General features: G+C 46.0%; 22 protein-coding genes. 19 read left to right on the top strand and 3 right to left on the bottom strand.

The genetic code is table 11. The features are described 5' to 3' along the window. Nucleotides 1-41: 41 nt before the first annotated feature. From HCJ96_RS15905 to HCJ96_RS15930, 6 genes are all read left to right on the top strand, one after another. Complete coding sequence (locus HCJ96_RS15905) at nucleotides 42-641, top strand: DUF7010 family protein (protein WP_425483748.1); 600 nt, start codon at nucleotides 42-44, stop codon at nucleotides 639-641. Nucleotide 642: 1 nt separating this feature from the next. Continuing rightward, nucleotides 643-972, top strand: a complete 330-nt coding sequence (locus tag HCJ96_RS15910) for a DMT family transporter (protein ID WP_169212077.1) — start codon at nucleotides 643-645, stop codon at nucleotides 970-972. Between the two features lie 32 nt (nucleotides 973-1,004). Continuing rightward, nucleotides 1,005-2,111 (top strand): sensor histidine kinase, encoded by a 1,107-nt coding sequence (locus HCJ96_RS15915; RefSeq protein ID WP_169212078.1) that lies wholly within the window; start codon nucleotides 1,005-1,007, stop codon nucleotides 2,109-2,111. After that, complete coding sequence (locus HCJ96_RS15920) at nucleotides 2,108-2,713, top strand: response regulator transcription factor (RefSeq protein WP_169212079.1); 606 nt, start codon at nucleotides 2,108-2,110, stop codon at nucleotides 2,711-2,713. Before HCJ96_RS15915 ends, HCJ96_RS15920 begins: the two co-directional genes overlap by 4 nt. Before the next feature lie 128 nt (nucleotides 2,714-2,841). After that, a complete protein-coding gene (locus HCJ96_RS15925; protein WP_169212080.1) occupies nucleotides 2,842-3,741 on the top strand; it encodes a M28 family peptidase in 900 nt (299 codons plus the stop codon). 115 nt (nucleotides 3,742-3,856) lie between these two features. Then, the gene (locus tag HCJ96_RS15930) at nucleotides 3,857-4,555 is read left to right on the top strand and encodes an exosortase, PEP-CTERM interaction domain protein (protein WP_169212081.1); all 699 of its coding nucleotides are present in this window, start codon (nucleotides 3,857-3,859) and stop codon (nucleotides 4,553-4,555) included. Nucleotides 4,556-4,572: 17 nt separating this feature from the next. Here the strand turns inward: HCJ96_RS15930 and HCJ96_RS15935 are convergent, their stop codons facing one another. Both HCJ96_RS15935 and HCJ96_RS15940 read right to left on the bottom strand, forming a co-directional pair. Next, complete coding sequence (locus HCJ96_RS15935; RefSeq protein ID WP_169212106.1) at nucleotides 4,573-5,829, bottom strand: Y-family DNA polymerase; 1,257 nt, start codon at nucleotides 5,827-5,829, stop codon at nucleotides 4,573-4,575. Continuing rightward, nucleotides 5,829-6,230 (bottom strand): LexA family protein, encoded by a 402-nt coding sequence (locus tag HCJ96_RS15940; protein WP_169212082.1) that lies wholly within the window; start codon nucleotides 6,228-6,230, stop codon nucleotides 5,829-5,831. Before HCJ96_RS15940 ends, HCJ96_RS15935 begins: the two co-directional genes overlap by 1 nt. A 173-nt stretch (nucleotides 6,231-6,403) precedes the next feature. Between HCJ96_RS15940 and HCJ96_RS15945 the strand changes: the two genes are divergently transcribed. The 8 genes from HCJ96_RS15945 to HCJ96_RS15980 all read left to right on the top strand — a co-directional run bounded on the left by HCJ96_RS15945 (nucleotide 6,404) and on the right by HCJ96_RS15980 (nucleotide 17,792). Beyond that, nucleotides 6,404-7,729 carry a mechanosensitive ion channel family protein gene (locus HCJ96_RS15945; RefSeq protein ID WP_169212083.1) on the top strand — a complete coding sequence of 442 codons (1,326 nt, stop codon included), beginning with the start codon at nucleotides 6,404-6,406 and terminating at the stop codon, nucleotides 7,727-7,729. Between the two features lie 167 nt (nucleotides 7,730-7,896). Continuing rightward, the gene (locus tag HCJ96_RS15950) at nucleotides 7,897-9,624 is read left to right on the top strand and encodes a DUF4856 domain-containing protein (RefSeq protein WP_169212084.1); all 1,728 of its coding nucleotides are present in this window, start codon (nucleotides 7,897-7,899) and stop codon (nucleotides 9,622-9,624) included. Between the two features lie 83 nt (nucleotides 9,625-9,707). Further along, complete coding sequence (locus tag HCJ96_RS15955) at nucleotides 9,708-10,922, top strand: imelysin family protein (protein WP_169212085.1); 1,215 nt, start codon at nucleotides 9,708-9,710, stop codon at nucleotides 10,920-10,922. A gap of 13 nt (nucleotides 10,923-10,935) precedes the next feature. Next, nucleotides 10,936-13,140, top strand: a complete 2,205-nt coding sequence (locus HCJ96_RS15960) for a TonB-dependent receptor family protein (protein WP_246261489.1) — start codon at nucleotides 10,936-10,938, stop codon at nucleotides 13,138-13,140. A 13-nt stretch (nucleotides 13,141-13,153) separates the two neighbouring features. After that, on the top strand, nucleotides 13,154-14,146 hold the full coding sequence (locus tag HCJ96_RS15965; RefSeq protein WP_169212087.1) for a sterol desaturase family protein: 993 nt from the start codon (nucleotides 13,154-13,156) through the stop codon (nucleotides 14,144-14,146). A gap of 99 nt (nucleotides 14,147-14,245) precedes the next feature. Continuing rightward, nucleotides 14,246-15,610, top strand: coding sequence for a GAF domain-containing sensor histidine kinase (locus HCJ96_RS15970; RefSeq protein WP_169212088.1), 1,365 nt, complete (start codon nucleotides 14,246-14,248; stop codon nucleotides 15,608-15,610). A 224-nt stretch (nucleotides 15,611-15,834) separates the two neighbouring features. Next, the gene (locus HCJ96_RS15975) at nucleotides 15,835-16,419 is read left to right on the top strand and encodes a porin family protein (RefSeq protein WP_169212089.1); all 585 of its coding nucleotides are present in this window, start codon (nucleotides 15,835-15,837) and stop codon (nucleotides 16,417-16,419) included. 206 nt (nucleotides 16,420-16,625) lie between these two features. Beyond that, nucleotides 16,626-17,792 (top strand): GGDEF domain-containing protein, encoded by a 1,167-nt coding sequence (locus tag HCJ96_RS15980; protein ID WP_169212090.1) that lies wholly within the window; start codon nucleotides 16,626-16,628, stop codon nucleotides 17,790-17,792. 94 nt (nucleotides 17,793-17,886) lie between these two features. Here HCJ96_RS15980 and HCJ96_RS15985 read toward each other — a convergent pair whose 3' ends face one another. Then, nucleotides 17,887-18,240 (bottom strand): hypothetical protein, encoded by a 354-nt coding sequence (locus tag HCJ96_RS15985; RefSeq protein ID WP_169212091.1) that lies wholly within the window; start codon nucleotides 18,238-18,240, stop codon nucleotides 17,887-17,889. 297 nt (nucleotides 18,241-18,537) lie between these two features. Between HCJ96_RS15985 and HCJ96_RS15990 the strand changes: the two genes are divergently transcribed. The 5 genes from HCJ96_RS15990 to HCJ96_RS16010 all read left to right on the top strand — a co-directional run bounded on the left by HCJ96_RS15990 (nucleotide 18,538) and on the right by HCJ96_RS16010 (nucleotide 26,049). Then, on the top strand, nucleotides 18,538-20,721 hold the full coding sequence (locus HCJ96_RS15990; RefSeq protein ID WP_169212092.1) for a VTT domain-containing protein: 2,184 nt from the start codon (nucleotides 18,538-18,540) through the stop codon (nucleotides 20,719-20,721). Continuing rightward, nucleotides 20,709-21,428, top strand: coding sequence for an endonuclease/exonuclease/phosphatase family protein (locus HCJ96_RS15995; RefSeq protein ID WP_169212093.1), 720 nt, complete (start codon nucleotides 20,709-20,711; stop codon nucleotides 21,426-21,428). The genes HCJ96_RS15990 and HCJ96_RS15995 overlap by 13 nt, the downstream gene beginning before the upstream one ends. Before the next feature lie 302 nt (nucleotides 21,429-21,730). Then, entirely contained in the window at nucleotides 21,731-23,287 is a 1,557-nt protein-coding gene (locus HCJ96_RS16000; protein WP_169212094.1) for a DUF4331 domain-containing protein, read from the top strand. 10 nt (nucleotides 23,288-23,297) lie between these two features. After that, a complete protein-coding gene (locus HCJ96_RS16005; protein ID WP_169212095.1) occupies nucleotides 23,298-23,798 on the top strand; it encodes an Ig-like domain-containing protein in 501 nt (166 codons plus the stop codon). Nucleotides 23,799-24,192: 394 nt separating this feature from the next. Next, the gene (locus HCJ96_RS16010) at nucleotides 24,193-26,049 is read left to right on the top strand and encodes a tetratricopeptide repeat-containing diguanylate cyclase (RefSeq protein ID WP_169212096.1); all 1,857 of its coding nucleotides are present in this window, start codon (nucleotides 24,193-24,195) and stop codon (nucleotides 26,047-26,049) included. Nucleotides 26,050-26,056: the final 7 nt, after the last annotated feature.

The following is a 26,056-nucleotide window of genomic DNA, read 5'->3' on the forward strand; positions in this document are numbered from 1 at the left end:
TTTGGCAATAAATCAAAAGTAAAAAGCACGTAAGGATATAGATGATGAACAAAGTAAAACAGCTCCCGTTGGAGCAACAACGAAACATTTTTAAACAAAGCCGCCTGGTAGCAATGCCGTTGGCCGGCACTATCGTCTGGGCCGTAATTGGCATGACAGCGCCGTTCGTCGATGAAGTTACCAAAGCCTGGATGCTGTATCTGGGGACAGGGGCCATTTTTTATATTGGCGCAGGATTGTCCTATCTGACGGGCGAGAACTTCTTCTCTAAAAAGCGTCTGAACACCACTTTTGACTCGCTATTCTTCGTCAGCATTATTATGTCGTTAATGGTTTTTGCCATTGCACTACCGATTGCGTCAATTGACCACACAACGCTCCCCCTAACTGTCGGGATTCTGGCTGGGCTGATGTGGATGCCGCTTTCCTGGATTATTGAACATTGGGTGGGCTACTTTCACACGATTGCACGCACACTAGGAATTGTTACAGTCTGGTATCTCTTTCCAGAGGCCAGGTATGAAGCAGTGTCCGCGGTAATCGTAGCGATATATGCTGTTTCCCTCTTCGCATTAGAAAAACGCTATCAATCCGTTTGTTCAGCAACCCACTACGTTCATTCTACAACCCAAGGAGTTTAAAATGGTTTATTTTATTTTGGCACTGGCCATTCTCACGGAAGTTACCGCGACGCTTTTTTTAAAGGCCTCTGATGGCTGGGTAAAATGGCATTTCGGCTCGATGTCCATCCTGTTTTACGCAATTTCAGGCATGTTGTTTGCCTTTGTACTTAAGCATATGGGGGTAGGGGTAGCTTACGCTATCTGGTCTGGCATGGGCATCGCGTTAATCTGCGCTGCATCGGTATTCTGGTATAAACAAACATTCGATTTCTACGCCATTGCGGGTATAGTACTCATCATTTCGGGTACACTACTTATTACTAGTAAATCAGCCGTTGTGATTCAGTAGAGATTGAGCAGTTAATGGAAAACAGTCAAGGAATGTCAATAACTGAAACGTTGCCTCTACTCGCTGAGGGCCGCAAAAAAAAGTGGTCCTACAGCTCTCTTATTTTTTCGCTCTTTTATTTTGTCCCATTACTGTTTGGTACGCAGGTATCGGCTAATGCGGTGCTGCTGTTATCAGCAGGTTATCTGCTATTTGTGCTGGTTTATTTAGCCTGCATTCACCACTCGGTGCGCTGGGTACCTTACTTTACTGTTGCGATGCTGATGCTGGCGTACGCCACCAGCTTCATCAATCCGGGCGGCGCCATTATCTTTGGCTTTATCGCTTTCATCGTCGGCTACTACTATCCATTTAAAATTGGACTCATTTTTTCACTGCTTATCGTCTCTTCAATTATCCTGGTTAGCATTTATAATTCTGCTAATGAGCTATTTTTTACCCTTTTAGCCAGTCTTAATATTGTTGTGCTGCTGATATTTGGCATGATGGAAAGAAAGGAGACCTTATTTCAGTTGAAACAAGCCCAGCATGCCGATTCTATTGGCACCTTAAGCGCGTTAGAAGAGCGTGAACGAATAGGACGGGATTTGCATGATATTGCAGGGCACTCATTGAGCGTTATCTCATTAAAGGCACAGGTAGCTGATAAGTTACTGGCCAACGGCAAAATTGAAGCAGCGCAACAAGAAGTACGGGCTCTAGCAACGCTGACGCAAACGTTACTCAGCGAAATTAGACAGACAGTCAGCGGTATTAAGGCCTTATCACTGTCAGAAGCCATCGCCCAAATGCAAGCAAAATTAACTGAACACGATATTGAGCTGTCAGTATCCGTCGAGCCTGACACGCTGAAGCGGTTAAACGCTGTACAACACACACAACTTTCTCTGATTATCAAAGAATTAACCACCAACATCCTTCGCTATAGTCGCAGTACGCACATAACGCTAAGCTTGTTGACCTCAAAAAACACCGCGATATTCAGCCTGAGTGAGAATCGTGCATTGGCAATGCCCCCCACGGAAGGCAATGGATTGGCAGGTATTCGGGAACGCGCCGATCATCTTAAAGCGCAGGTCTCGTTTTCATGGCAACCTAATGTTTCATTTAAAGCGATTATTCCGCTGGAGCCAATATGATTTCTGTTGTTGTAGTAGAAGATCAATCCTTAGTGCGCGATGCAATTGCTACTTTACTTTCGCTCGAAGATGATTTCACTGTCGTTGCCACACTAAAAAACGGTAAAGATGCCTGGCAGTGGTTAGAAACCCACCCTAGCCCGGACATTGTGTTATCTGATATAGAGATGCCTGAAATGTCCGGGCTGGGACTGGCTGAGAAACTTCACCACTCGAATTTGTCCTGCACTCTGCTATTTATGACTACCTTTGCCAAGCCAGGTTATATCACGCAAGCGTTAGCCCTGGGAGTGAAAGGATTTATTCTTAAAGAAGCAGATAGTCACTACCTAATCGATGCAATGCATCGGGTTTGTAAGGGTGAAAGAGTTATAGACCCGGAGCTTGCGCTGATGGCACTGGATGACAACAATCCACTTAGCGAAAAAGAGCGCAAGGCATTAAAACTCGCCGGCGATGGGTTAAAAACTCAGGACATTGCCAGGCAGCTTTTTTTATCTGACGGCACGGTGCGTAACTATTTATCTGAGGCGATTTCCAAACTGAATGCAACGAACCGCATTGACGCGGCACGCATCGCGCAGCGAAAAGGCTGGCTTTAAATGCTATGCTATTAGAGTATGACGTAGGTTCATGACAGGTGGGGTATACATTGTTTCATCATCGTTATATAACGCCGAGCTTATATTCACTCCTCTTGTGCGTCCACGTTCAAGCCATCTCTGCGTCGTTGCCCACAGATTACCAACTGACTCAGGCAGTACAAAATTTAAAGATTCTTGCTGACGACAAAATGGAAGGAAGAAAAACGGGTACACCGGGCCACAAAATCGCGGCAGGGTTTATCAGTGATGCTTTCTCAGCAATGCAGCTTGGTCACTTTTCCCCCGGCTATTTTCAGCCTTTTACCTATGAGCAAGGCTGGAACGAAAAAACCGGCGTTAATGTCGTCGGTCTGATTGAGGGAAGTGAGTTTGCTGATGACTATATTGTCATTTCAGCCCACTACGACCATTTAGGCATTAAGGGGCGGCACATTTTTAATGGCGCTGACGATAATGCGTCTGGTGTGGCTGCAATGCTGGCCCTGGCCAACTATTTCACTGTACACAGACCACATCACTCAATCATTTTTTTGGCTACCGATGTTGAAGAAGCTGGGCTTAGGGGAGCAAAAGCGTTTCTTTCATCTTCCCCCATTAAAGCGGTGCAGATAAGGTTGAATATTAATATTGATATGATTGGAAATGGTGGCAAAAGACATGAGTTATATGTGCTGACGCCCCCAGACGTGTATTTCACTCCGCTTGTTCATCAGTATATTGCAGCGCATTCTAAGGCGACATTTCGGTTGAAGGCGGGCCAACCCAGAAAGATAAACCGAAGAAGTCTTTTGGAAAGCAGAATTGACTGGCGCAGAGCAAGTGATCATGCTGTGTTTGCGAATGTTGGCATTGATTATATTTATTTTGGTAACGATATACACAAGCACTATCACCAGCCCAGCGATACATTCGAAAATATAAATGTGGATTTTTTCAAATCTTCGTTAGTCCATATAACAGATCTGGTCAGTCAGCTTGACCGATTGAACCTTCGTTCCCGTAAAGTCAATTCAGCGAATGAGTGAAAAACCTCAGAGCATGCTCCTGAGGAAATGAACCTTACGACATGCGTTTTTCGTATAGAGAGAAAATGTGTAATCCAGTGGTATGCACACCATTTGAATTAGACGGAAAATAAAAATGAACACACGCAGATGGTCTCTCGTTTGGTTTGCTGCGTTGGTCTGCTCTACAGATATCTTCGCAACCCCCATCACCGCTGCAGATTATGACGGATTAAATTTAGGCCCGGCGATAGTGGGTCCTGTAGGGCCGGAAGTCGAAACGTCGTTAACCAATGAAAATGGTAACAGTGTCGGAGATCTATCCAGCAGCGTTAATTGTCCCGCCAGTTTTAATCAATGCGTTCCTGCCGAAAATCCAGCGAATACAATTTATACCTATATCCATGTGATCACACCAGGAGAGGATGCGCCAAATGATCCGCCTTTTCACAATCCGTTACCGGTTGAGGCGTTTGACGATGTGCAAAAATTTAACCTGGGCTTCAGCGCAAGCGGATTTAACGGCGTCGCCGGTTTCAGCTTTAGTGATGCGGCGGATGCCGGCGTAATGTTTGAAATCAATGTCAATGAGCAGGACCAAATAATTTGGGAAACCATGACGGCTGACTGGGATACGGGTGAAAGTATTCGATTTTTCTGGCAAACAACACAAGCCCCATCAGGTCCTGATGGAAGTTACGCAATTAGCAATGAAGTGGGCGAAGGCGTGGGAGAGGGCCCCCTCCCCAGCGTGCCTATCAATGTCACCGAACCCTTTGCTGCTATCATGTTTATACTTATTGGAATTGCGTTGTATCGACGAGACTCTGATTAAGCAGTAAGCCTGTAGGTTTAGCATTTAATGCGCGGTATATCGCTCCAGCGGGTGGTGTAACGTGGCGACAGAAAAGCCTGTTTCATGTGAAATTTCTGCTCAGCACCTACCGCAGCAAACTGCAACGCATTACGGCCGAACTTTGTGTTGATGGCGTCAAGGCACCTCATGAGCTGCGTATCGTCTGGAGACGAACTGAACAAATCACCCTGAGATTGAAACTGTTCCGTTAAATCTAACAAGCCTACTCCGCACTTATAAAAGTCGACCCCTGTTTTGTATATTTTATCAACCGCTTTACTTACCGCAGCAACAATCACACGCGTGTCTGCGGTAGCAAATGGAAATTGTTTAAAAACCGTTTCCTTATAGTATCCCTTCGTATCATGCGGGGAACTGGCCGCAAATAAAACCACGCTTTTCGTGCCGCTATTTTGTTTACGCAGCTTTTTGCACGCAATCTGTGCATGCATGGTAAGTGCATACCGCAGCTGTTCCTTTTCGGTTATACGCTCACCAAAACTACGTGTGCTGTACAACTCTTTTTTATCTGGCCTTACATCGTGCCAGCTTAATCTAAGTTCCCCGTTCAATTCGCGTACGGTATTTTCGACCACAACACTAAATTGTTTGCCAATGTTAAGAGGGCAGTGGCTGGCGAGATCCTGAGCGGTCTTGATACCCATATCATCAAACCTTCGACCTAGACGTTTACCTACTCCCCACACATCGGTAGCCGCCATCATACTGAGTACCCGATTGCGTTCTTCTGCCGCGGATAATACCGCGACGCCATTAAATCCCTGCACCTTTTTAGCGGCGTGATTGGCTGCTTTGGCGAGGGTTGGGGTTGGGCCAAATCCCACGCCAACCGGCAACCTCACTTCTTTCCAGATTTTACGACGCAGCGCTTCTCCGAAAGCAAACCAGTTTTGCTCTGCGTCATTAAAATCAAATTTAAGAAAGCACTCGTCGATTGAATATATGTGGGCTTCAGAACACGCCAATTCACAGACATCCATCATTCGGCTACTGAGGTCGGCGTACAGGGCATAGTTACTGCTTCGAACGACCGCGTTCACTGCCCTGGCCTGCTTTTCGATCTGAAAATACGGAACGAAGTTTTTCAAACCCAGACGTTTTGCGATAGGACAAGCAGCGATGACACAGCCGTCGTTATTGGATAACACAAGCACCGGACGGTTGCGTATCGCCGGGTCGAAAACCTTCTCTGCGCTCGCGTACATGCTCACCGCATCGACTAATGCATACATCATTGCAGAGAACGCAACCGTTTATGCATGCGAATCGAACGGGTCACTACACCTTCAATACAAAACGCATCGTCTTCTGACAATTTGTAGGGGGGCATCATTACATTAGACGAAACCAACAAACGCTCCGCTCTAATAAACCTTTTACACACAAATTCACCATTTAACGTAGCCACGACAATACTATTCTCGCCTGCTTTTTCGGCGCGGGAGACAATCAGTAAATCACCGTCAAAAATACCATCGCCTATCATGGACTCTCCCTTCGCAATACCTACGTAGGTTGCATGGGGACAGTCAATAAGCAGCTCATCCAAACTTAAGCTGGACTCAACATATTCCATTGCAGGAGATTCAAATCCAATTATTGACGCATGTGCGTACAAGGGTAAAAAGTGCATCTTGCGCCCCGAATTACTGTTTAAATGTACAGTATATTTTTGATCGATTAGCCTCCATGATCAATAAAAATAACTCTATAGTTAATCTATATTTAGAAAGGTGAAGATTGACAATTATGGCAGGGCGCTTAAAGTTGCCTCAATCGGCCAAATACTTATAAATAGAAAGAAAAATGAATACCGACGATGTGACTTCTTTACTTCAGCAAACGCTGAAGACCATGCGTGATATAATTTTCAGTCCTGATTTTTTGTGGCAGATACTCGCCATTGCGCTGATTTATCTGTGCGCATTTTTAATTGCCAGAATGTTTCGTCGCCAAGTGCCATTTATGCATAACGCTCCTGAATCCGGTGCACATGCCTTACGCGTGCTGGGGTATAAATTAGGTGGGACGGTTTTTCCGGTATTGGTTATTATCTTCCTGAAGCTCTCTGCGACCTTGGGCGAACGATATCAACTTGACCCCTGGTTGTTAAAAATTGCCTTCATTATTGCAGTACTAATCTTCCTCAATTCATTCATTCGCGCATTTGTCGCCAGCAAAACGGTCGCTTTGCTGCTGCGTTGGGTGGGTCTCCCAATTATCTTTTTACACATGATTGGCGTTTTACCCGTGGTTGTATCTGCGCTTGAATCGATTTCCATCGAAGTGGGTAACGTGGATATTTCTGCGTACGGTGTCGTTCGAGTCGTTTTATTCGGAGCTATATTATTCTGGCTAGGACGAGCTTCAAATAATCTCGGCCAGGATATGATTCGGAGCCATAAGACACTTGATATCACCACCAAGGAAGTGATGGCCAAATTGTTCGAAGTGGCCCTTTTCTGTATCGCTTTTTTACTGCTGCTGAATATCATGGGCATCAACCTGACTGCCCTCGCAGTGTTTGGTGGTGCCGTTGGTGTGGGTCTTGGCCTCGGTCTGCAATCAATCGCCTCTAACTTTATCTCCGGCATTATCATTCTGCTCGATCGCTCACTAACCGTAGGTGATTTTGTTGAATTAGAAGAAGGCCCCAAAGGGTTTGTACGTGAATTTAAGATGCGCTATGCCGTTGTTGAAACCTATGATGGCAAAGACATTTTAGTACCTAACGAAAAGTTTATTAGTGGTCTGTTAATCAATTGGACCCATAAAGATCCAAAACAGCGCTATCGCATTGATTTCTCGGTTGCCTATAAAACCGATATCCGGGCTATGTGCGAAATTATTAAAGCGGCAGTAGCAGAGCATCCACAGGTGATCAGTGGCGATGACGTTCCGTTTGAAGAGCGACCCGACTGCGAGATTGATAGTTTCGGTGACTCGGGCGTCAATATGTTCGTCGAATTCTGGATGGAGGGTATTGACGATGGCAAAAATCGAGTGGGCGGTGATTTACTGTTAATTGTATTTGAAACGCTGCGCGAGCATGGGATTGAAATCCCCTTTCCACAACGTGAAGTACGGGTACTTAACGAAAAGCCGCTTTCGTTTACCAACACTACACCGTAACCATTTCTTCTGTGTTATGGGCCCTCTCACTGAGAGGGTCCAGACACTTTATTGAAATTTTGGCCACTGCGGCTTGTAAATGCAATTGTTACAATTGATACAACTGATATTGATTCTCATTTGATTTTAGGCATAATAGTCGCACTTTCAAAATTAAAGGACTTAAAATGCCGAATAAAACTTTTCTTGCACTCTCGATTTCAAGTCTTCTGACGTTGTCAGCCTGCGGTGGCTCGTCAAATGATGATACACCAGCACCAACGCCGACGCCTCCTCCAGCAAATTCAGCGCCGACTGACATTGCGTTGTCTGCTGCGGCGGTTGACGAGAACAGCACGGGAGTAACAATCGGTACGCTGACAGCGACTGATGCCGACAGCGATGATACCTTTACCTTCTCTACTGATAATGACAATTTCGTTATCAGTGGCGACACCTTATCATTAGCCGAAAATGTGTCGTTTGATTTTGAGCAAGCATCTGCGGTTGAAGTTGAAATAACGGTAACAGACAGCGCCGACGCTTCGTTTACCAAAACGTTGACTATTGAAGTTAATGACCTACTTGACTACTACGACTTCGAAAGTGCGTTTGTTAATGGTGAATCTGCGGTTTCCTACAGCGGCCAAACGGCTCGTCACCTGTTAATTAACGATTTAAATGTTTTAATCGGCAACCAGTTAGGTGATATCAACACCTTTGACGCAGAAATGCCGTTTGCTGACCGCGCAGCTGTTATTGAGGCCCTCAATTCCTATTTTGATGTTGCTGACTACGCAGTATTGTCTGAACGCCCGTTGTTGACCACAACCGATCCGGAAGCTGTACAGCAAACCTTGGCCGAAGTCTCATCTTCTGACAAAAACCTGGTTGGGAAAATAGCCGGTAATGACGAAGTAGGACAACATAAAGACTGGAGTACCGAATTTGCTGGCTGGGGTGCGGTGGGGAGTACAACACCTGAAGCGCTGGTCAGAAGTTTCTTTGAAGAATTGGCGGACAACGCGCAGACACAACTCGACGGTACCGTACGTCAAGATCCCTTTGGTAACGATATCACTAAAATTTACCTGACTGACGATGGCCGTGACCTGAAACAGCTTATTCAGAAGTTTTTATTAATGTCAGTAGGTTACTCTCAGGGTGCCGATGATTACCTGGACGACGCCACGGAAGGTAAAGGACTGAATTCAGACCATACCAATGCGGACGAAAACTACACCTCATTGGAGCATCAGTTTGACGAAGGATTTGGCTATTTCGGTGCCGCTCGCGACTATCTTTCCTACACTGACCAAGAATTAGCGGGTAAAGGCGGTCGCGAAGACTGGCAGGGCTACCACGACTCAAACGGCGATGGTGAAATCGATTTCGAAAGCGAGTTTAACTTTGGTCAATCCACTAATGCGGCGAAAAGAGATTTGGGTGCAACGTCAGAATTCGACCTTACGGCGGATGCAATCAACGCCTTTTTAGCCGGACGCAAATTGCTTAACGACACCGCGGGCACCGCTCTGACTGCTGACCAAATGACCGAGCTAAAAGCACATCGGGATGATGCTGTTGCGGCATGGGAAAAATCTATCGCAGCTACTGTTATACATTACATCAACGATACCACGGCAGATCTTGAAGCAATTGGCACGGACGAATTTAGCTATTCTGATGTGGCTAAGCACTGGTCTGAAATGAAAGGTTTTGCGTTAGGGCTTCAGTTTAATCCGCGCTCTGCAGTAAGTGACGCCGACTTTGTTACGCTACATGAATTGATGGGCGATGCGCCTGTATTAACCGATGCAGCGGCGGTAGAGGTTTATATTGCGGCGCTGGCACAGGCACGTGACATTCTTCAGGATGCTTACTCATTCAGCGATGAAGATGTGCAAAACTGGTAATTTAAATAGTTTTAAATCGAAATGAAAGACAGCGAAGTTACCGTCATACGGTGACTTCGTTTTTTGCGTTTTTGGAGAAGTATATGCAACAACGAATTGCGATGAGTCTGTCTGCCGTAAGTCTGGCTGTCGCGTTAGCCGGCTGTGGAGAGAGCACCAGTAGCGAAACGGGCTCACAGTATGGTAATCCAGCAACCACTCCGATAGATAATAACTTCAACGAATCTGCGTTAATTGCTTCGGTGGTCGACAATGTTTTAATTCCCACCTATCAATCTTTTGCTACTCAGGCGGACGCGCTGCACCTGTCGGTCAGCAACTATTGCGACGCGCTACGCTCAAATAGCAATCCTTCCAGCGCTCAATCAGATGCGCAAGCCAGCTGGAAATCAGCTATGAACGAATGGCAGTTGGCAGAAGTCATGCAAATTGGCCCGTTGGCAGAAAATGATTTTGCTTTACGCAACCGCATCTACTCATGGCCTAATGTGAGCACTTGCGCCGTGGATCAGGAAGTGATTAACTCTCAGGCTGACGACTATGATATCCGTACACGTACAGCCAGCAGACGCGGGTTAGATGCACTTGAGTATTCCCTGTTCAATACAAATTTAGCGCATACCTGCACCGTTGCTGGCACTGAACCTGAAAACTGGGACAAGCTAAGCGATGAACAGCGCAAACAGGCTCGCTGCGATTACGCTGAAATTGTAGCTGCGGATCTGGTTGATAACGCGAATGAGTTGCTCACTGAATGGTCTGGTGAAACAGGCTACGGTAGTGTGCTCAAGGATGCAGGCAAACCTGACAGCCGCTTTAGCACATCGTTAGAAGCGGTCAATGATATCTCTGATGCTATGTTTTATGTCAAAGAGGTTACTAAAGACACCAAAATAGCGACACCAGTAGGTATTGCGGCAAACGATTGCGGCACTTCTCCTTGCCCTCAAAACGCTGAATCTGTATATGCAGACCACTCGTTACAAAACATTATCGCTAACTTAAAAGCATTAAGAACGCTCTTTCTGGGTGGAGATGCAGCCAATACCGGATTTGACGACTTTTTAACTGACGTTGGCGATTTAGATACGGCTGAACGGTTACGCGCCGATATTGACACTGCTATTGCCTATGCAGAGAGCCTGAATGGGTCATTCAGCACTACCCTGGAAGACGACCCTGAGCAGATTGAAGCGCTGCACGACGATGTTAAAACCGTCACTGACACTATGAAAACAGATTTCATTGAAAGTCTGTCACTGGAACTTCCCGCCACTTCAGCCGGTGATAATGATTAGATTAAATATAATTATGAATAAGTATACACACTCATTTTTTACTGTTGCCGTAAGCTTAACCAGTTTTCTTTCCTATGCAGACGATGTGTCCTCAGTTGAGCACATCAGCATTATTGGTAACCAACAGCAACTTGATACCGCCGCAGGCTCAGTGACCTTAATCGATAACGCTGAGTTGGAGAAAATGGAATTTGACGATATTGCACAGGTGTTGGCTACCGTACCGGGTGTAAACATTCGCCAGGAAGATGGCTTTGGACTGCGCCCCAATATCGGGTTTAGAGGTGTCACACCAGAGCGAAGCAAAAAGATTAATATAATGGAAGATGGCGTATTGATTGGTCCAGCTCCCTACTCTGCTCCTGCTGCCTACTATTTTCCAATGATTAGCAGAATGACCGCGGTTGAAGTCACCAAGGGCCCATCCATGATCAAATATGGCCCTAATACCGTTGCTGGTGCGTTAAACCTGGTCACGCGACAGGTTCCAACTAAACAGGCACTGGGTCTGGATGTAGCGGCAGGCTCAGACGGTTATTACAAGGGGCATGCGTTTTATGGCAATTCGATCGATAAATTGGGCTTTTTGATCGAAGCCCTGACCCTCTCCAGCGATGGTTTTAAAGAGCTTGAAAACGGCGCGGACACTGGGTTTGATAAACAGGACTTTTTAGCCAAGGTCCGCTATGACCTAAGTACCGACCACTTCGACCAGTTTGTTGAGATAAAAGCGGGTTATGGTGAAGAAAACAGTAACGAGACGTATCTGGGCTTAACCGATGCAGACTTTACCGCAGATCCTTACCAACGTTATGCAGCGAGCCAGCTCGATAATATGGAGTGGCAGCACAATCAATTCCAGTTAACCCACTATCTGGCAGGCAGCACCTTCGACCTGACAACACGACTCTATCGCAACAATTTTGAAAGGGCCTGGTTTAAACTAAATGGTTTTGGCAGTTCATTAGGCGGACAAATCCCAACCTTACTGGAATTGCTTACACATCCTGAAACTGAAGAAAATCAACGGTATTATGACGTTTTACGTGGTACCACTGACAGTACAGTTAGAGAAAAACTGGTGCTGGGGAACAATGATCGTGAATTTTACTCTCAGGGAATCGCTATTGATGGCACCATGGACATCACGCTGCTCGGACTGAACCACCAATTGAGTGCAGGCGTGCGCTGGCACGAGGATGAAATTCAACGCAACCACACCGAAACCAGTTTTTTAATGCAAAACGGTAGGTTAACTAATGCCGGTGAGGATACAGTTGCCACGACAACAAATACTGAACGTACAAAAGCCACATCTGTTTATATAGCGGATACCATCAGTTTTAACAAACTTACTCTGAGCGCTGGCATCAGAGGTGAGCTAATCGACGGTTATTATCAAAACCGAACGCCTGGTTTTGAGCAGGATTACCAGAATAAAACCACCCGCATCTGGCTACCTGGCGCAAACGCCTATTATGCCATCAACGACAGCCAGGGTATTTTCGGTGGGGTGCACCAGGGTTTTGTTCCTACCAGCCCAATTCAGGCTGCATCAGTGGATGTTGAAAAGAGTGTCAATTATGAGCTCGGCTGGCGTCACGTTGAGCGTTGGCAACGCGCTGAGCTTGTTGGCTTTTTTAACGACTATTCTAATCTGATTGAATCATGCTCTCAATCTGCCGGGTGTGATACAGATTTGACCTTTGTAGCCGGAAACGTCGATGTATACGGTCTGGAAGGCAGCTATCAGGAAACTCTGTTTTTAGACAATGGCTGGCAAATTCCCTTGTCTGTCACCTACACCCATACACAATCTGAGTTTAAAGAAAGCTTTTATTCAGCGTTTGAGCAGTGGGGTTTTGTCGATGCAGGGAACCCGGTTCCTTACCTGGCTGAAAACATGCTTTCATTATCGGCAGGCGTTAAGGCCAGTTTGTTTGATATTACTCTTATTGTCAGTTACGCAGACAGCATGCCAGAATCAGCCCAGCAAATGCTGACAGGTTCAAGTGATGACAGTGCACTAGCCGGCAAAGAAACCGATTCGTCGATTAATGTTGATTTGAGTGCAGGATATAATTTCAATCGTAACAGTCGGATTTATTTTAAAGTGGATAACCTGCTGGAAGAACAGGATATTGTCAGTCGTCGCCCCTATGGCGCACGCCCTAACAAAGCCCGCCAGTTCCAGTTAGGCTACAAATATAGCTTTTAATGGGTAAGAGGATATGGACCTGCTGCTAAATGAATTTCAACAATTAGCAAATTCGCTGTTTGATGCGAATAGCAGGTTATTTCTTGGCTATCTGGTTGGTGCAGCTGTTTTCGCCGCACTGGTCTTTATTGCGCAAAACCAGCAGAAATCAGTGCGCGCGCTAGCTCGCTTTCTGTTTCCCCGCAAGCTGTGGTGGCACCGGTCGGCCCGGCTTGACTATCAACTGTTGGTAGTTAACCGACTGATTCGTGCGTTTCTTTGGGCTCCGATAGTACTCACTATGGTGCCCATCGCACTGGCTTTTTCAGATTTACTGGAAACAACTTTTGGCTATATTCAACCTCTCTCAAAACAAAAAGAGATTGTTTTAGTCAGCTTCACGCTTATCTTGTTTCTGTTCGATGACTTTACCCGGTTTTTACTGCATCTGTTGATGCATAAGGTTCCGTTTTTGTGGCATTACCATAAGGTACACCATTCAGCACAAGTACTGACCCCATTAACGGTATATCGCTCACATCCGCTCGAGAGCTTTCTATATGCATCGAGAATGGCTGTCGCACAAGGTGTAGCGGTGGGGGTGAGTTATTACCTGTTTGGGCCCGCCTTATCGATGATAGATATTCTTGGAGCAAATTTATTTGTCTTTATCTTTAATATGCTGGGGTCGAATTTGCGTCACTCCCATGTAAAGTGGCATTGGGGCAACTGGGTGGAGAAGTGGTTTATCAGCCCTGTTCAACACCAGATTCACCACAGCACCAACAAAGCGCATTTCGACAAAAACTTTGGTACTACACTGGCGCTGTGGGATCGGTTATACGGCTCGTTAGCCTTATCTCAAAAAGGGCAATCGCTAAGGTTTGGCTTAGGCAGGCGTCAACAAGGGCACCGCAGTTTAACCGATGCCTATGTGGGCCCGTTGCTGGACCACTGGCGATCATTCAAACCGCGCATTCCCACTCAGCAAAACACGTCAGCATCCTCAAAATCACCGGTAAATTAGCATTTACTCACTATAGGGGAAACTCCCTATATCGAATTTGACCATCCTCACCAACACTTAACCTATCCGATGGTAGAAGTTTTACGTTGGCGAACACAAATGAGAACAGCAGACTATATTCAGCAAATAAGTGAAGGCATTGAAAATTTACATGGCACGGATTTTTTTGAATGCATGTGCCTCAAGCTCAATGAAATTATTGGTGCAGATTACATTTTTATTGCACAGCTTAACTTATCTCAGCAGACATCCCACTCGCTGGCAGTAGCTGCTCATGGCAAGCTGGCAGATTTATTTTCTCACAATATGCAGGATACCCCTTGCGCCGACCTGCTTACTAGGGACATGTGTATCTTTCCAGACCAGGTTCAACACCAATTCCCTAAAGATTTGCTGCTCAAAGCAATGAACATTAATGGATATATAGGCGCATCGCTTAAACACACTTCGGGCGAAGTGATGGGCGTGGTGGCCGCGATGTACACACATAAAATTCATTCTCCCACGCTCGCACAGGCCTTGTTACGGCTTTTTTCAGGCCGAATTTCTTGTGAGCTGGAACGAGGGGAGTATGAAAAATCGCTATCGTTACTTGAAAACAAGTTTGAAGAAAAGGTGGCTGAACGCACCACACAATTGACCAAAGCTCTGCGTGATCTGGAAGTTACCCAGAAACAACTGGTCGAAGCAGAGAAACTTGCAGCCTTGGGCGATCTGGTCAGCGGGATCGCACACGAAGTAAACACCCCCCTAGGTGTTGCGATAACCGCCCAGTCGCACTTGCAGAGCGAATGCAAAAAGATTGGAAAAATGCTGCGGGATAACCATTTGAAAAAGTCCAATCTGGAAAAGTTTATCGAGGACTGTCAGCACAGCCTTAAAATGGTCGAGACCAACCTTGAGCGTGCTGGGACAATGATTGGCAATTTCAAACAAATCTCCGCGGACCAGCACAATTATTCACTCGAAAGTATTAATCTGGGTGAATACTACCGCAAAGTTGTTGATTCACTGACGCCGCTGCTCAAATTTAACAACGGCATAATTTGTTTTAACTGTGAAAACGAATACTTGGTAAAAACGTTTCCCGGCATCCACTTTCAGGTGTTGGCAAATCTGTGCAAGAACTCTGTCCAACATGGGTTTGCCAGTTTCGACGGAGAGCAACCGCGAATTGATATATCCATTCATTTCGAGGCAGAGGGTTACATGGTCACTTACGAAGATAACGGGACAGGCATTTCAGAACAGCATGCGGCGCGAATCTTTGAACCATTTTTTACCACCGATCGTGGTGGGGGCGGCACCGGACTGGGAATGTCTATTGTTTATAACCTCATCACCCAAAAGTTAGCCGGGCGTATTCAATATGTCCCTAAAGCGGAACCAGGGGCAAAGTTTTTATTTTGGTTTCCTAATCTGCCACAAAATCCCGCCCCCGATACAAACAATTTGCACAGTTAATGTGTAAACTCTGCAACAGACAGGCCGCGGGTGGCCTGGCATCGCCCCACCTTCAATGCTGCTAAAAACTCACTGACGCACAAAATTCGAACAGAAAGATTAAATAAGCGTGCAATTAGATTAAAAACTGTTTATTCATTATTCACCATTATCCGTCTGGTACGCAGTTTGTAACAACTCATGTGTCGAAAGTAAGACATATTAGCTACAGAAGGAATGAAGTAATGAAAAAGACATTAACGGCAATGGCTGGTTTAGCAGCACTTTCATCATTTACTGCGTTTGCTCAGGTACAAGATGACAGCGATCGTAACTATGACGAAGGTGTCTACGTGGGAGCCAATTACGGTTGGCTGCGTGTTGACGGTGATGATGAGTTCGATGACGACAAGGATGTATGGCAAGGGGTAGTCGGTTACCGTTTTAATCAATATTTTGCTCTGGAAGGGGGCTATATTAATTTTGGTGACTACGGCAACGATATCACCGAAGCGTCGACTGATGGTTTTACTACTGCGCTTAAAGGGAGTTATCCCATTACTGATAAGTTCTCAGTTTACGCGAAACTGGGACAACTGTGGTGGGAGACAGATTACAAACTGGGTAATGCCACAGGCAAATACGACGATGAAAGTCTTTTCGTCGGCGGGGGTGTTGCCTACGAAATTAACCCACAATTTTTAATTACCGCTGAATATACTGTGTACGATGCAGACTTGGATGCGGAGGATGCCATCGAGGATATCGATGACACCAATTTCGATACGGATCTGAAGCAAGCCAGCATCGGGGTTGAATACCGCTTCTAAGCTATTTCCCCACCGTGTTTCGGTGGGGAATTTCTCTCTTCATTGTATTACTCATTATACTTAAGTATTAATCTTCTCTGAGCCTGTCCTGCACCGCCGCCGTATTCGGCTGTTATACTCAACTAAAGTAGCATTGGAATGACTGTTTGGTTTTTCTTCCCATTTTAAATGCCACATGGACTCATCTTTTCGCAGGAATTCAGGTAATGGAACAAGTTCTCCCCTTCGGCGTGGCAGTCGCAATCTCATCCAACCTGATGGTGTGTCTGTATTTTCTAATGCTCAATCGATATCATCAGAAATGCCCTGCATATCTGTACTGGGCAAGCTCATGCGGTCTTTTTTCACTAGGCGCTTCAAGTCTCTTTGCAGCCTATCATTTGTTTACTTTTCCGCTTCTGGTTCCGCTGGCATGCATCGCACTGTTCACAGCTTGCTATTGCCTGTTCATCGGCTTGAATCGGTTTGAATTAACCACGTCTCCGGCGAAGCAAGAAAAGCAAATAAATAAATTTTACTTACTTGGGCTGGCTGCTATTGGTGCCTCCACCATTTACCCGCAAACGTTAAACGGTGTGACATGTCTGTTAATGGCTGCGCTCTTGCTGTTAACAGAGGGGTGCTTTTGTCGGCGCAGAACCAATGCATTTATTGGCTATTCAGCACTGCGTGTGGTCTTGATGGTTCACGCAGCGGTGATGTTCTTACAGGGCGTGATGTTGCTGACCCAACCCGCTGAGCTAAACATGCAGCTGTCAGAAACCTGGATACAGGTGATGTTATTGACACATATGCTCATGACGATGTCTACTGCCCTGATACTGCCGATGCTACAACTGACCCGAAAGCAAATTCATTGGGAACGACTTGCTAACACCGATGAGTTAACTCGAGTACTGAATCGAAGGGCTTTCTTGAAGCAGGTTGATTTGTCTAATTCAACGACATATAAAAGCTGCTTGTTTATGATAGACATTGATCACTTCAAACGCATCAACGACAGCTATGGGCATCAGGCTGGCGATGAGGTGCTAAAAAGCGTTGCCCGCAGTTTGCAGGCCCACATTCGTCATCGAGATGTTGTCGGTCGACTAGGCGGTGAAGAGTTTGCCATACTGCTGCCTGAAATAGACTTTACGGAAGCAAAAAAAATTGCTGAGAGGATATTGCGCGGCGTGGCCGATCAATTAATTCCAGTCAACGATCATCTACTGAATGTAACCGTCAGTATAGGTGTGGCGTTTTCGCATCAGGGCGAGAGGGATTGGGACAGCTTGTACAGCTGTGCAGACAGAGCATTATATCAGGCCAAAGATGGCGGCCGCAATCTCATCGCCATCCATGACGAGCCGCTGGTAGCGGCGATTTGCTGATTGTAAGCAAAAAAGGGAATACGACTTCTCCCGTCGCCCTGCATGTATGGCGATAAATGCGTCTGTTCTGCACCAGCTCTCAATTTCTTCCTTTTCAGTAACTTTGACCTGCGCGCTCACTTCGGCGCACAATCGCCTCATCGATTGAGACGTGGTGCTCTATCCAGTAGCGCGCTTCCTGAAAATGAAACCCTTCTTTATTCCAGTCGTTTGCAAGTGCAAACGATGTTCCATAGCGTTTCCATTGCATTGCTGCTATTGGCTCGAAACCGGCTTCACGCCATTTTTTTGCATCATCAGCATTAAACTTCACCTGCTCCCACCTTTTTGCCTCCTGTGCAGTAAAACCAGCTTCACGCCAGTTATCCTGCGTATTGGCACTCACGCCGGCCACTATAAAAGCAGCAGCAAAGAGTGAGACGGCACCGATTAACATTTTTCCTCTCATACTTTTTCCTCCTGAACGGCCATTTACCTTGATCTAATTTTTACGTCTCTACTACAAAATGATGGTGTGGCTTAATCGCTGTTCTTGCTCGTTACCGTGAGAAAAATATTCATACCACCACCACATACTTGCAAATTAGAAGCAGCGCCGACGCCTTTCGTTCCCTGAAAATAATATTAAATAGCTGTAATTTAATGGCCCGCAATGCTGTTTTCAGCGTTTAGAGTAGATGGAACAAAATCTGCAAGCTGCACTTTGTTTGATATTTTTTCAGCGTGTGGCTCAAAAGGAGGCCTAATGTCGTCTATGAATTCCATTTTTCGTGAAGGAGAAAACTGTTGGGTTACCAGCCAGGTCGCTCACGCCGCTCCTTTGATAGATGGAGCAGATTATTATCGCGCGCTGCATTCCTCTATCGTCAAGGCTAAACACAGTATTTTTATCGTGGGATGGGATATAGATAGCCGCATTCGTTTACTACACGGTGAAGAAGAAGCCAATGCCGAGGCGCCTTCGGTAATTAGTGATTTGCTTAAATGGAAAGCTGAACAAAATCCCGATATTAAGATTTATCTGTTGCGATGGGATTCGTCTTTAGCCTTTTTTGCCCAGCGCGAGATGTGGGCAAAAGAGGTGTGGGAAGAAAAAACCCCTGATAACGTTACTACCGAGTTAGATGACACCATCCCAATGGGAGGCAGCCAACACCAGAAAGTTGCACTAATTGACGATGAGGTGGTTTTTTCTGGTGGCATGGATGTGTCAACTAACCGCTGGGATACGCGAGATCACCCTGTAGAATCAGAAGACCGGGATGGCCCGGACGGTACCTATACGCCACTGCACGACGTACAAATGGTTTCCAGTGGCCCAGTGGTGAAAGAATTTAGTAAACTGGTGCGCTGGCGCTGGGTTCGCGTTTCGGAACATGAACCTATTGATATTAGAGCAGATGCAAACACCGATATTAACGCTGACACACCTGATACCTGGCCAGACGGTGTCGACAGCTGGATGAAAAAGTGTGATTGCGCATTAGCCCGGACCATTCCGTTAATGGATGACGCTGAACCGGTTCAGGAAGTACGCAATATGCTTTTAGATTTGATCAGTCAGGCTGAGCACGTTATTTACATCGAGAACCAGTTTACCAGCCGGGTGGAAATTGCCGAAGCCCTGAATAAGCGCTTGCATGAATGCCCAACACTGCATGTAATTGTGGTCAGCTCATACGAACCTAAAGGTAAATTTGAGTGTGAGGCATTCTGGGCAGGCCGAATAGACTTCAAAAATGCGCTGGAAAAAGATATCGACCCTGAACGCGTGATAATGACGTATTCTTCAATCGAAGATATTAAAGGGAGAAAGGCTTACAAGCGCATTCATTCAAAAGTAATGAGTATTGATGATAAATATCTCGTCATTGGCTCATCCAATATCAGTAATCGTTCAATGACACTGGATACTGAATTGGACACCATTCTATTTGGTAACAACGAGCATAATCGTAAAGCGATTGCGCGGGTTCGTGACGACCTGTTAGCCGAGCATACGGGTCGTGACGTGGAAAGCACCGCGAAACTGATGCAGGAAGACAACCCGGCGCAAGCAATTATGCAAGGACAAATTGCCCATGGCTACGTGTTGACAGAAGTGCGTGACGAAGTGTTCACCGATCAGTCAGGCAAAAACTTTTTTAAAGCCCTGTCTGATCCTGAAGAACCGCTTATTCCTGCAATCGAGGTTGCCAGTGAGAAGTTGCCACCACTGCGCAATCCACGCCGCAGAACGGTGATGATTTTATTAGGTGTATTAGTACTTGCGGCGTTCGGTGGCGCTATCTGGTACGCAAGTCACGCAATTCCATGGTTGAATGCAGAGAACATTAACGACTTTTTGGAAAAGAGTCGGGGCACCTACTTTGCCTTGCCAACAGTGTTGATGGTGTATGTAGTTGGTGGTTTTCTGTTCTTCCCCGTCACGGTGCTGTCGCTTGCCGTAGCCGCAATATTTGGGCCTATCTGGGGTCCCATTTACGGAATGCTGGGAGCCTTGCTGAGCTCAGCATCAATGTTTGGGATCGGGATGCTATTGGGCAACGCGGGCTTAAGAAAAGTGGGCGGTCCCAAAGTGGAGGCGCTTGATAATAAGCTCAAATCTACCGGCATTGTAGGCGTTGCAGCAATCAGGATGCTTCCCATTGCGCCTTTCAGTTTGGTCAATCTGGTGGCCGGCATATCTTCAATAACCCTGTGGCAATTTCTAACCGGAACGTTTTTGGGCATGTTTCCGCCGATGATAGCGAAAGGGTTGGTGGGCGATTCAATCACACAAATATTTCGTAACCCTTCGCCTCAGACCATCGGTTATCTGGTCGGTGGCATTGTATTGTGGGGGTTAATGATCTGGGGATCACAGAAATTCGCTAAGTGGTACCAGGCAAGAAAAGAAAAGGCAAAAAGTGAAGAATGTGTCGCTTAGTAACCTATAACATTCACAGTGGAGTCGGCACTGATAAAAAGCAGGATTATCGACGAATAGGAAGTTTCCTTGCTGAGATCGGTGCTGACATTGTGCTGTTACAGGAAATGGACACGCGTCCCGAAAGCCGGGAGATTAAACAGGATGTTAAACACATCTGCGCAGGTAACGTGTTTGAACTGGCGTCATCCCCCGCTCTTAATGAGGAGAATGGGTGGTATGGTAATGCCATCCTGAGTCGTTATCCGATAGTGAGTAATGAAACGCTGGATGTTAGTCAGGATGGCTTTCAACCCCGAAATATCCAGACGGTAGTTGTGCAGACACACAAAGGCCCCCTCACGGTAATTAACACCCACAAAGGACTAAAAAAAAGGGAGCGCCGCTCACAGTTTGCTCAGTTGCATGAGTATATTGAAGAGAGATTAAATACCTTTCGAAGCCCGCTGGTGTTGGGGGGCGATTTTAATGAATGGCAATTTTTTACCTCTGCGTTTAAAGCGTTGAATCACACTTTGAGACCCTCCAGAACGGGCGCGACATTCCCTAGCAAATTTCCCCTGTTCTCGTTAGATAGAGTGTGGACAACAAACGATATCGTTGTTCACAAGTGCAAACGCATCAAAAACGAGAAAACCAGGGTTTATTCAGACCATCTACCCATTCAGGTTGATATGCAACTTCCTCGCGCGAGCGACACAAAATAGATAAAGCGAAGATTTTCAGTCATTAGTTTCAGGTTTGCCGCAGCGAATTTTAATCGCGGCCCCTGAGACTCGGAAATGCTCACTTAGTTCACATATTAAAAAAAAGCAATTTTTCGAAAATATTAATTTTTGCTTCCGCAACAAATATTTACCTTAATCCACGGCGTAGGCCCCGTGCTCATTCAGGTGGCAGCAATTATCCATCGCTGATTAAGTTTGTTTAATACAATTAATTTACATTTTTTGCATCTATATCACATTCCTATGCGTTAACACTGTTAATTCATAAGCAAGGAGTGAACATGTTCAACAAAAAACCCTTAGTCATTGCACTCGCAAGCGCGGTGATCAGCACCGGCGCATTTGCCTCAAGCCACAGAGAGGCACCAAACATTACCAAGTATCCTAAAGTTGATTCAACGGATTACTATATCTTTAACAGCTATGAAGAAGGTCGTGGCGATTATGTCACCATGATAGCTAACTATATTCCACTGCAGGATGCCTACGGCGGACCTAATTATTTCTCAATGGATCAGTATGCTGAATACGCAATTCATATCGATAATGACGGCGATGCGGTGGAAGACATCAGTTTTGCCTTTAAATTTTCAAGAGAATTAGGTGCAGGTGGAGAAGGTATTGCACTTCCCGTTGGGACTGGCGACAACCAGAAAATGATTAAAGTGCCACTGAAAAATGTCGGTGGTGTTGCTACCGGTGATAATTCCGGCACAGTTAACTTTTTTGAATCATACAAAATCGAAATGGTTTCTGGTTCAATGCAGGACGGTGAACGCAGCGAGTTAGCGCCATCTGGAGCCGAAGTATTTGGTAAGCCTTTAGATTACATTGGCAACAAAACCTTTACTGACAAAGCCGGTTACGAAGCATATGCCGCTCAGTTTGTTTATAACTTTGCCATCCCCGGCTGCGACGCTCCTGGTAAAGTGTTTGTCGGTCAGCGTAAAGATTCGTTTGTGGTTAACCTGGGAAAAACCTTTGATTTGGTAAATTACGTACCGATTGACGGAGAGAGCTTCTCTGGCGGGATTACCCAGGATAGTGCAAACGATGATTTAGCTGATAAAAACGTTACTTCTATCGCGGTGGAAGTACCTAAAGCGTGTATTGTGGGTGATGGCAATGGCGTGGTCGGATCCTGGACTACGGCAAGTTTACCGCAGGCACGTGTATTAAATCCAAATGCGTCGTTTGACAAGCCAGAAGTTAATGGTGGGGCTATGACGCAGGTGTCGCGACTGGGGGCACCTTTAGTCAACGAAGTGGTGATCGGGCTTGAAGATAAAGACCTGTTCTCTACTGCTCATCCAACTCAGGACGGTGCGTTGGCTGATTATGTCACTCACCCTGTTCTACCAGAAATATTAAATATTCTGTTCAAAGAGCCGGTCAATGCAACATTAGGTACCAGCTTTGAAACGCTTGCTCCTACCAACATCCCCAGAACGGATTTGGTTGCGGCGTTCTTAACCGGCGTTGAAGGGGTCAATCAACAGTCTACTGTTACTGCATCTGAGATGATCCGCCTGAATACCGGCATCGAAGCGACAGTGGCAGCAGATCAGTCCGCATTGGGTGTGGCCGGAGACGATTTAGCAGGTTTCCCTAATGGACGACGACCTGGCGATGACGTTGTAGATATTGCCTTACGAGTTGTAATGGGAGCGCTGTGCCACGACATCCCCGTCAACGGTACCCCGACCAATCTGGGCTTTTGTGAACCGGCTGATGCACCAGTAGGTACGGCTGCATTCACCGACGGCGCACCTATTGATGCCAGCATGTTTGACACCTCGTTTCCTTATGTAACCACGCCAATTGCTGGTTCAGAATAAGGAGGATTGTATGAGATATTTAACACTCGCAGTCGCTTCCAGTCTCGCGCTATCGGGATGCTGGCTGGACGATGATGATGACAATGCAGTAGAAATACCACCGCCGTTTAATACTGCGCCGGTAGCAGAGTCAGAATCGTTTATTACACAGACTGATACACTGATTACAGATAATCTATCTGCCAGCGATGCTGACGGTGACGAATTGACGTTTGAGCTGGGTGATGAAGCCGCCAATGGTACTGTTGAAATTGCAGCCGATGGCTCCTTTTCATACCTGCCGAATGCTGAGTTTACGGGTTCCGACTCGTTTACATTCAAAGTGTCGGACGGCGACGCCACCGCTGAAGGCCAAATCGATATAACGGTGGAAGTGCTACAAGTCTCGTTTGTTGACTTTTTCGATCGCGCTTTCAATCAGGCTCCGACAGACAAACCGTTGTCGGTCAATGGCAGAGAGTTCACCGAAGATGCAACAGACTCGTCATTTGATGAATATTTAATGGATTAGAAATTACTTATAATCAGGTCACGGACGACCTGAAACTTACGTCTCTTAATGAGGCGCACACGATACGTAAAGTTGCCTATCTATTTAATACGGCTTAACACACAATCAATAGGTATGCTGTAAAGCGCACACTAAAAACCCAGGTTTTCCGGGCGTCCCGCGAACCGATCAGCGTAAGCAAAAATTACGAGTTACTCACTATTGAAAACGACCCAGACAACTATGGTACCTTCAGTGGATGAAACTCATATTTCAATTCACTTAGACATCTACCTCGACTACTATAGCACTCGTCATCACCACGTTGGATCGAGAAGTTGTGTCTGCTTTACATATAAAAATTATAAACTTTAGGCAAATTACGCATTTTTTGGCCGCCTCGCTGGCAATGCTTATGCTTATTGGAATCAGTTCTTCAGCAGACGCAAAAGTCACAGGTCAGTCAATTTTCGGGGAAGAGGTAAATCAGCTTTTACTTTTGACCTTGCATCATCCCGCTGACGCCATCGAACAGGCGCAAGACAAGTTAAAGAGTGCACAAACCGACCAACAAAAAAGTCAGCTGCATTTTGTCCTCGCACGTGCTTATAGCGAACTGCTTCTGCCATTCAAAGCGCGTGAAGAAGCGCAAAAAGCGCAATCACTGATTAATGACAGCACCGGCAATGAATTTAAAAGTTATATTTCACTTTCCATCGCTGAAGCCAGCGCAATATCGGGCCTGGCAGATGATATTGAAGCCTCAGTGAAAAGTGAACTGGCCAAGGCTCGCAAACAAAATAATCTTAACATCCAGGCGTATGCACTACGCGTGGCGGGATTGGTGCAGCTAACATTAAACTCTCCTGACAAAGCGCTGTCACGCTTTCAGGAGGGCTATGCACTAACCCAGAAATATCCAATAAGACTCAAACCGGCTGATTTTGCCTACTGGATTGCGATGGTTTATGAAAATCAGGGCGAACCACAACTGGCAATCCCCTACTTTACTGAGGCTCAGAAGTACTATCAGCAACAATCTTTATCGATTGGAAAAGTACGCACCGAAATTGGTCTGGGAAAAGCGTTGATCGCGACGGGGCAGACCAATGAGGGTTTGCTGGTGCTAAGGGACGCTGCTGAGCTTGCATTAGAGGTACAGGATCTTCAGGGTGTCGCCAACAGCTACCGGCATATTGCTGAACAGTTGATATTGCGCAACGAGGCTGAACAGGCTGAACCGTTCCTACAAGATGCCCTTATTATCTTCAACGACGGCCGCAACCCTTTTATGCAGATTTCCGTGCTGTTGGCCCTGGCTGAAGTCCATTTGCAAAAAGATGCCTATGCTACCTCCAAAGACTATTTAAAGCGCGCGTTAGCGTTAGCTGAGGGTGATTCATTTTTAGCCCAACGAATTGATATTAACCGAAAAATGGCGCAAGTGCTGGCAGATCAGGCGGATTTCTCTGCAGCATACGACCTGATGGTGAACAATGCCACCGCTCAGGGTAAATTGTTTAAAGAGCGAAATAGTAAGCGTTTACTACGCCTTAAAACTGAGTTTGAAGTGGAGCAGCAGCAGATTCAAAATGCGTTACTGACGGAACAAAATTTGCGTCAGCGCGCTGAAATAAGAACCCGTCAGGAAACCCAAAAATACGGTTTTATGCTTATCTTTTTATTAATTGTTATCACGTTACTGATGCTGTGGTTATATATCAAAGGCAAGCGCCATCGTCAGCATCTCGAAGCGCTGGCCAACGAAGATGTGCTGACCACACTGTTGACGCGCAGGAAAGCTCTGGATCTGGTTGATCAGCAGTTAAAACTGGCGCAGCGACACGGTGAAACCATTTCACTGGCGTTGCTCGACCTGGATCATTTTAAACGCGTAAACGATAAATTTGGCCATCAAACAGGTGACAATGTTCTTCGTTCGTTTGGTATTCTTGCCGCAAATACATTCAGAAGTACCGACATTCTGGGCCGTTACGGTGGCGAAGAATTTTTGTTTGCTTTTCCGCATACGTCTGTAGAACAGGTGGAAGAAATGCTGCAAAAGTTCGCGGAGACAGTAAAAACTATTCCGGAAAACATTCATTGCCCTGAGATGCAGACTTCAGTTTCCATCGGTCTGATTGAAGCCCGTGATAAATTATCAACCAGTGAACTGATTGCGTTGGCAGACCAAGCCCTTTATCAGGCCAAAGAAGCAGGTCGTGATCGTATTGTTCGATATCAGTCACTTTCTGAGGAACCGCGCAGCTAGTGCTCCT

The sequence above is a fragment of the Alteromonas ponticola genome, assembly GCF_012911815.1.
GTDB lineage: Bacteria > Pseudomonadota > Gammaproteobacteria > Enterobacterales > Alteromonadaceae > Alteromonas > Alteromonas ponticola.

What these genes read in the sequence shown, in the direction of transcription:
- HCJ96_RS15905 (WP_425483748.1), top strand. Translation starts at nt 42, where the DNA reads ATGATGAACAAAGTAAAACAGCTCCCGTTGGAGCAACAACGAAACATT.
- HCJ96_RS15910 (WP_169212077.1), top strand. Translation starts at nt 643, where the DNA reads ATGGTTTATTTTATTTTGGCACTGGCCATTCTCACGGAAGTTACCGCG.
- HCJ96_RS15915 (WP_169212078.1), top strand. Translation starts at nt 1,005, where the DNA reads ATGTCAATAACTGAAACGTTGCCTCTACTCGCTGAGGGCCGCAAAAAA.
- HCJ96_RS15920 (WP_169212079.1), top strand. Translation starts at nt 2,108, where the DNA reads ATGATTTCTGTTGTTGTAGTAGAAGATCAATCCTTAGTGCGCGATGCA.
- HCJ96_RS15930 (WP_169212081.1), top strand. Translation starts at nt 3,857, where the DNA reads ATGAACACACGCAGATGGTCTCTCGTTTGGTTTGCTGCGTTGGTCTGC.
- HCJ96_RS15935 (WP_169212106.1), bottom strand. Translation starts at nt 5,829, where the DNA reads ATGTATGCATTAGTCGATGCGGTGAGCATGTACGCGAGCGCAGAGAAG.
- HCJ96_RS15940 (WP_169212082.1), bottom strand. Translation starts at nt 6,230, where the DNA reads ATGCACTTTTTACCCTTGTACGCACATGCGTCAATAATTGGATTTGAA.
- HCJ96_RS15945 (WP_169212083.1), top strand. Translation starts at nt 6,404, where the DNA reads ATGAATACCGACGATGTGACTTCTTTACTTCAGCAAACGCTGAAGACC.
- HCJ96_RS15950 (WP_169212084.1), top strand. Translation starts at nt 7,897, where the DNA reads ATGCCGAATAAAACTTTTCTTGCACTCTCGATTTCAAGTCTTCTGACG.
- HCJ96_RS15955 (WP_169212085.1), top strand. Translation starts at nt 9,708, where the DNA reads ATGCAACAACGAATTGCGATGAGTCTGTCTGCCGTAAGTCTGGCTGTC.
- HCJ96_RS15960 (WP_246261489.1), top strand. Translation starts at nt 10,936, where the DNA reads ATGAATAAGTATACACACTCATTTTTTACTGTTGCCGTAAGCTTAACC.
- HCJ96_RS15965 (WP_169212087.1), top strand. Translation starts at nt 13,154, where the DNA reads ATGGACCTGCTGCTAAATGAATTTCAACAATTAGCAAATTCGCTGTTT.
- HCJ96_RS15970 (WP_169212088.1), top strand. Translation starts at nt 14,246, where the DNA reads ATGAGAACAGCAGACTATATTCAGCAAATAAGTGAAGGCATTGAAAAT.
- HCJ96_RS15975 (WP_169212089.1), top strand. Translation starts at nt 15,835, where the DNA reads ATGAAAAAGACATTAACGGCAATGGCTGGTTTAGCAGCACTTTCATCA.
- HCJ96_RS15980 (WP_169212090.1), top strand. Translation starts at nt 16,626, where the DNA reads ATGGAACAAGTTCTCCCCTTCGGCGTGGCAGTCGCAATCTCATCCAAC.
- HCJ96_RS15985 (WP_169212091.1), bottom strand. Translation starts at nt 18,240, where the DNA reads ATGAGAGGAAAAATGTTAATCGGTGCCGTCTCACTCTTTGCTGCTGCT.
- HCJ96_RS15990 (WP_169212092.1), top strand. Translation starts at nt 18,538, where the DNA reads ATGTCGTCTATGAATTCCATTTTTCGTGAAGGAGAAAACTGTTGGGTT.
- HCJ96_RS15995 (WP_169212093.1), top strand. Translation starts at nt 20,709, where the DNA reads ATGTGTCGCTTAGTAACCTATAACATTCACAGTGGAGTCGGCACTGAT.
- HCJ96_RS16000 (WP_169212094.1), top strand. Translation starts at nt 21,731, where the DNA reads ATGTTCAACAAAAAACCCTTAGTCATTGCACTCGCAAGCGCGGTGATC.
- HCJ96_RS16005 (WP_169212095.1), top strand. Translation starts at nt 23,298, where the DNA reads ATGAGATATTTAACACTCGCAGTCGCTTCCAGTCTCGCGCTATCGGGA.
- HCJ96_RS16010 (WP_169212096.1), top strand. Translation starts at nt 24,193, where the DNA reads ATGCTTATTGGAATCAGTTCTTCAGCAGACGCAAAAGTCACAGGTCAG.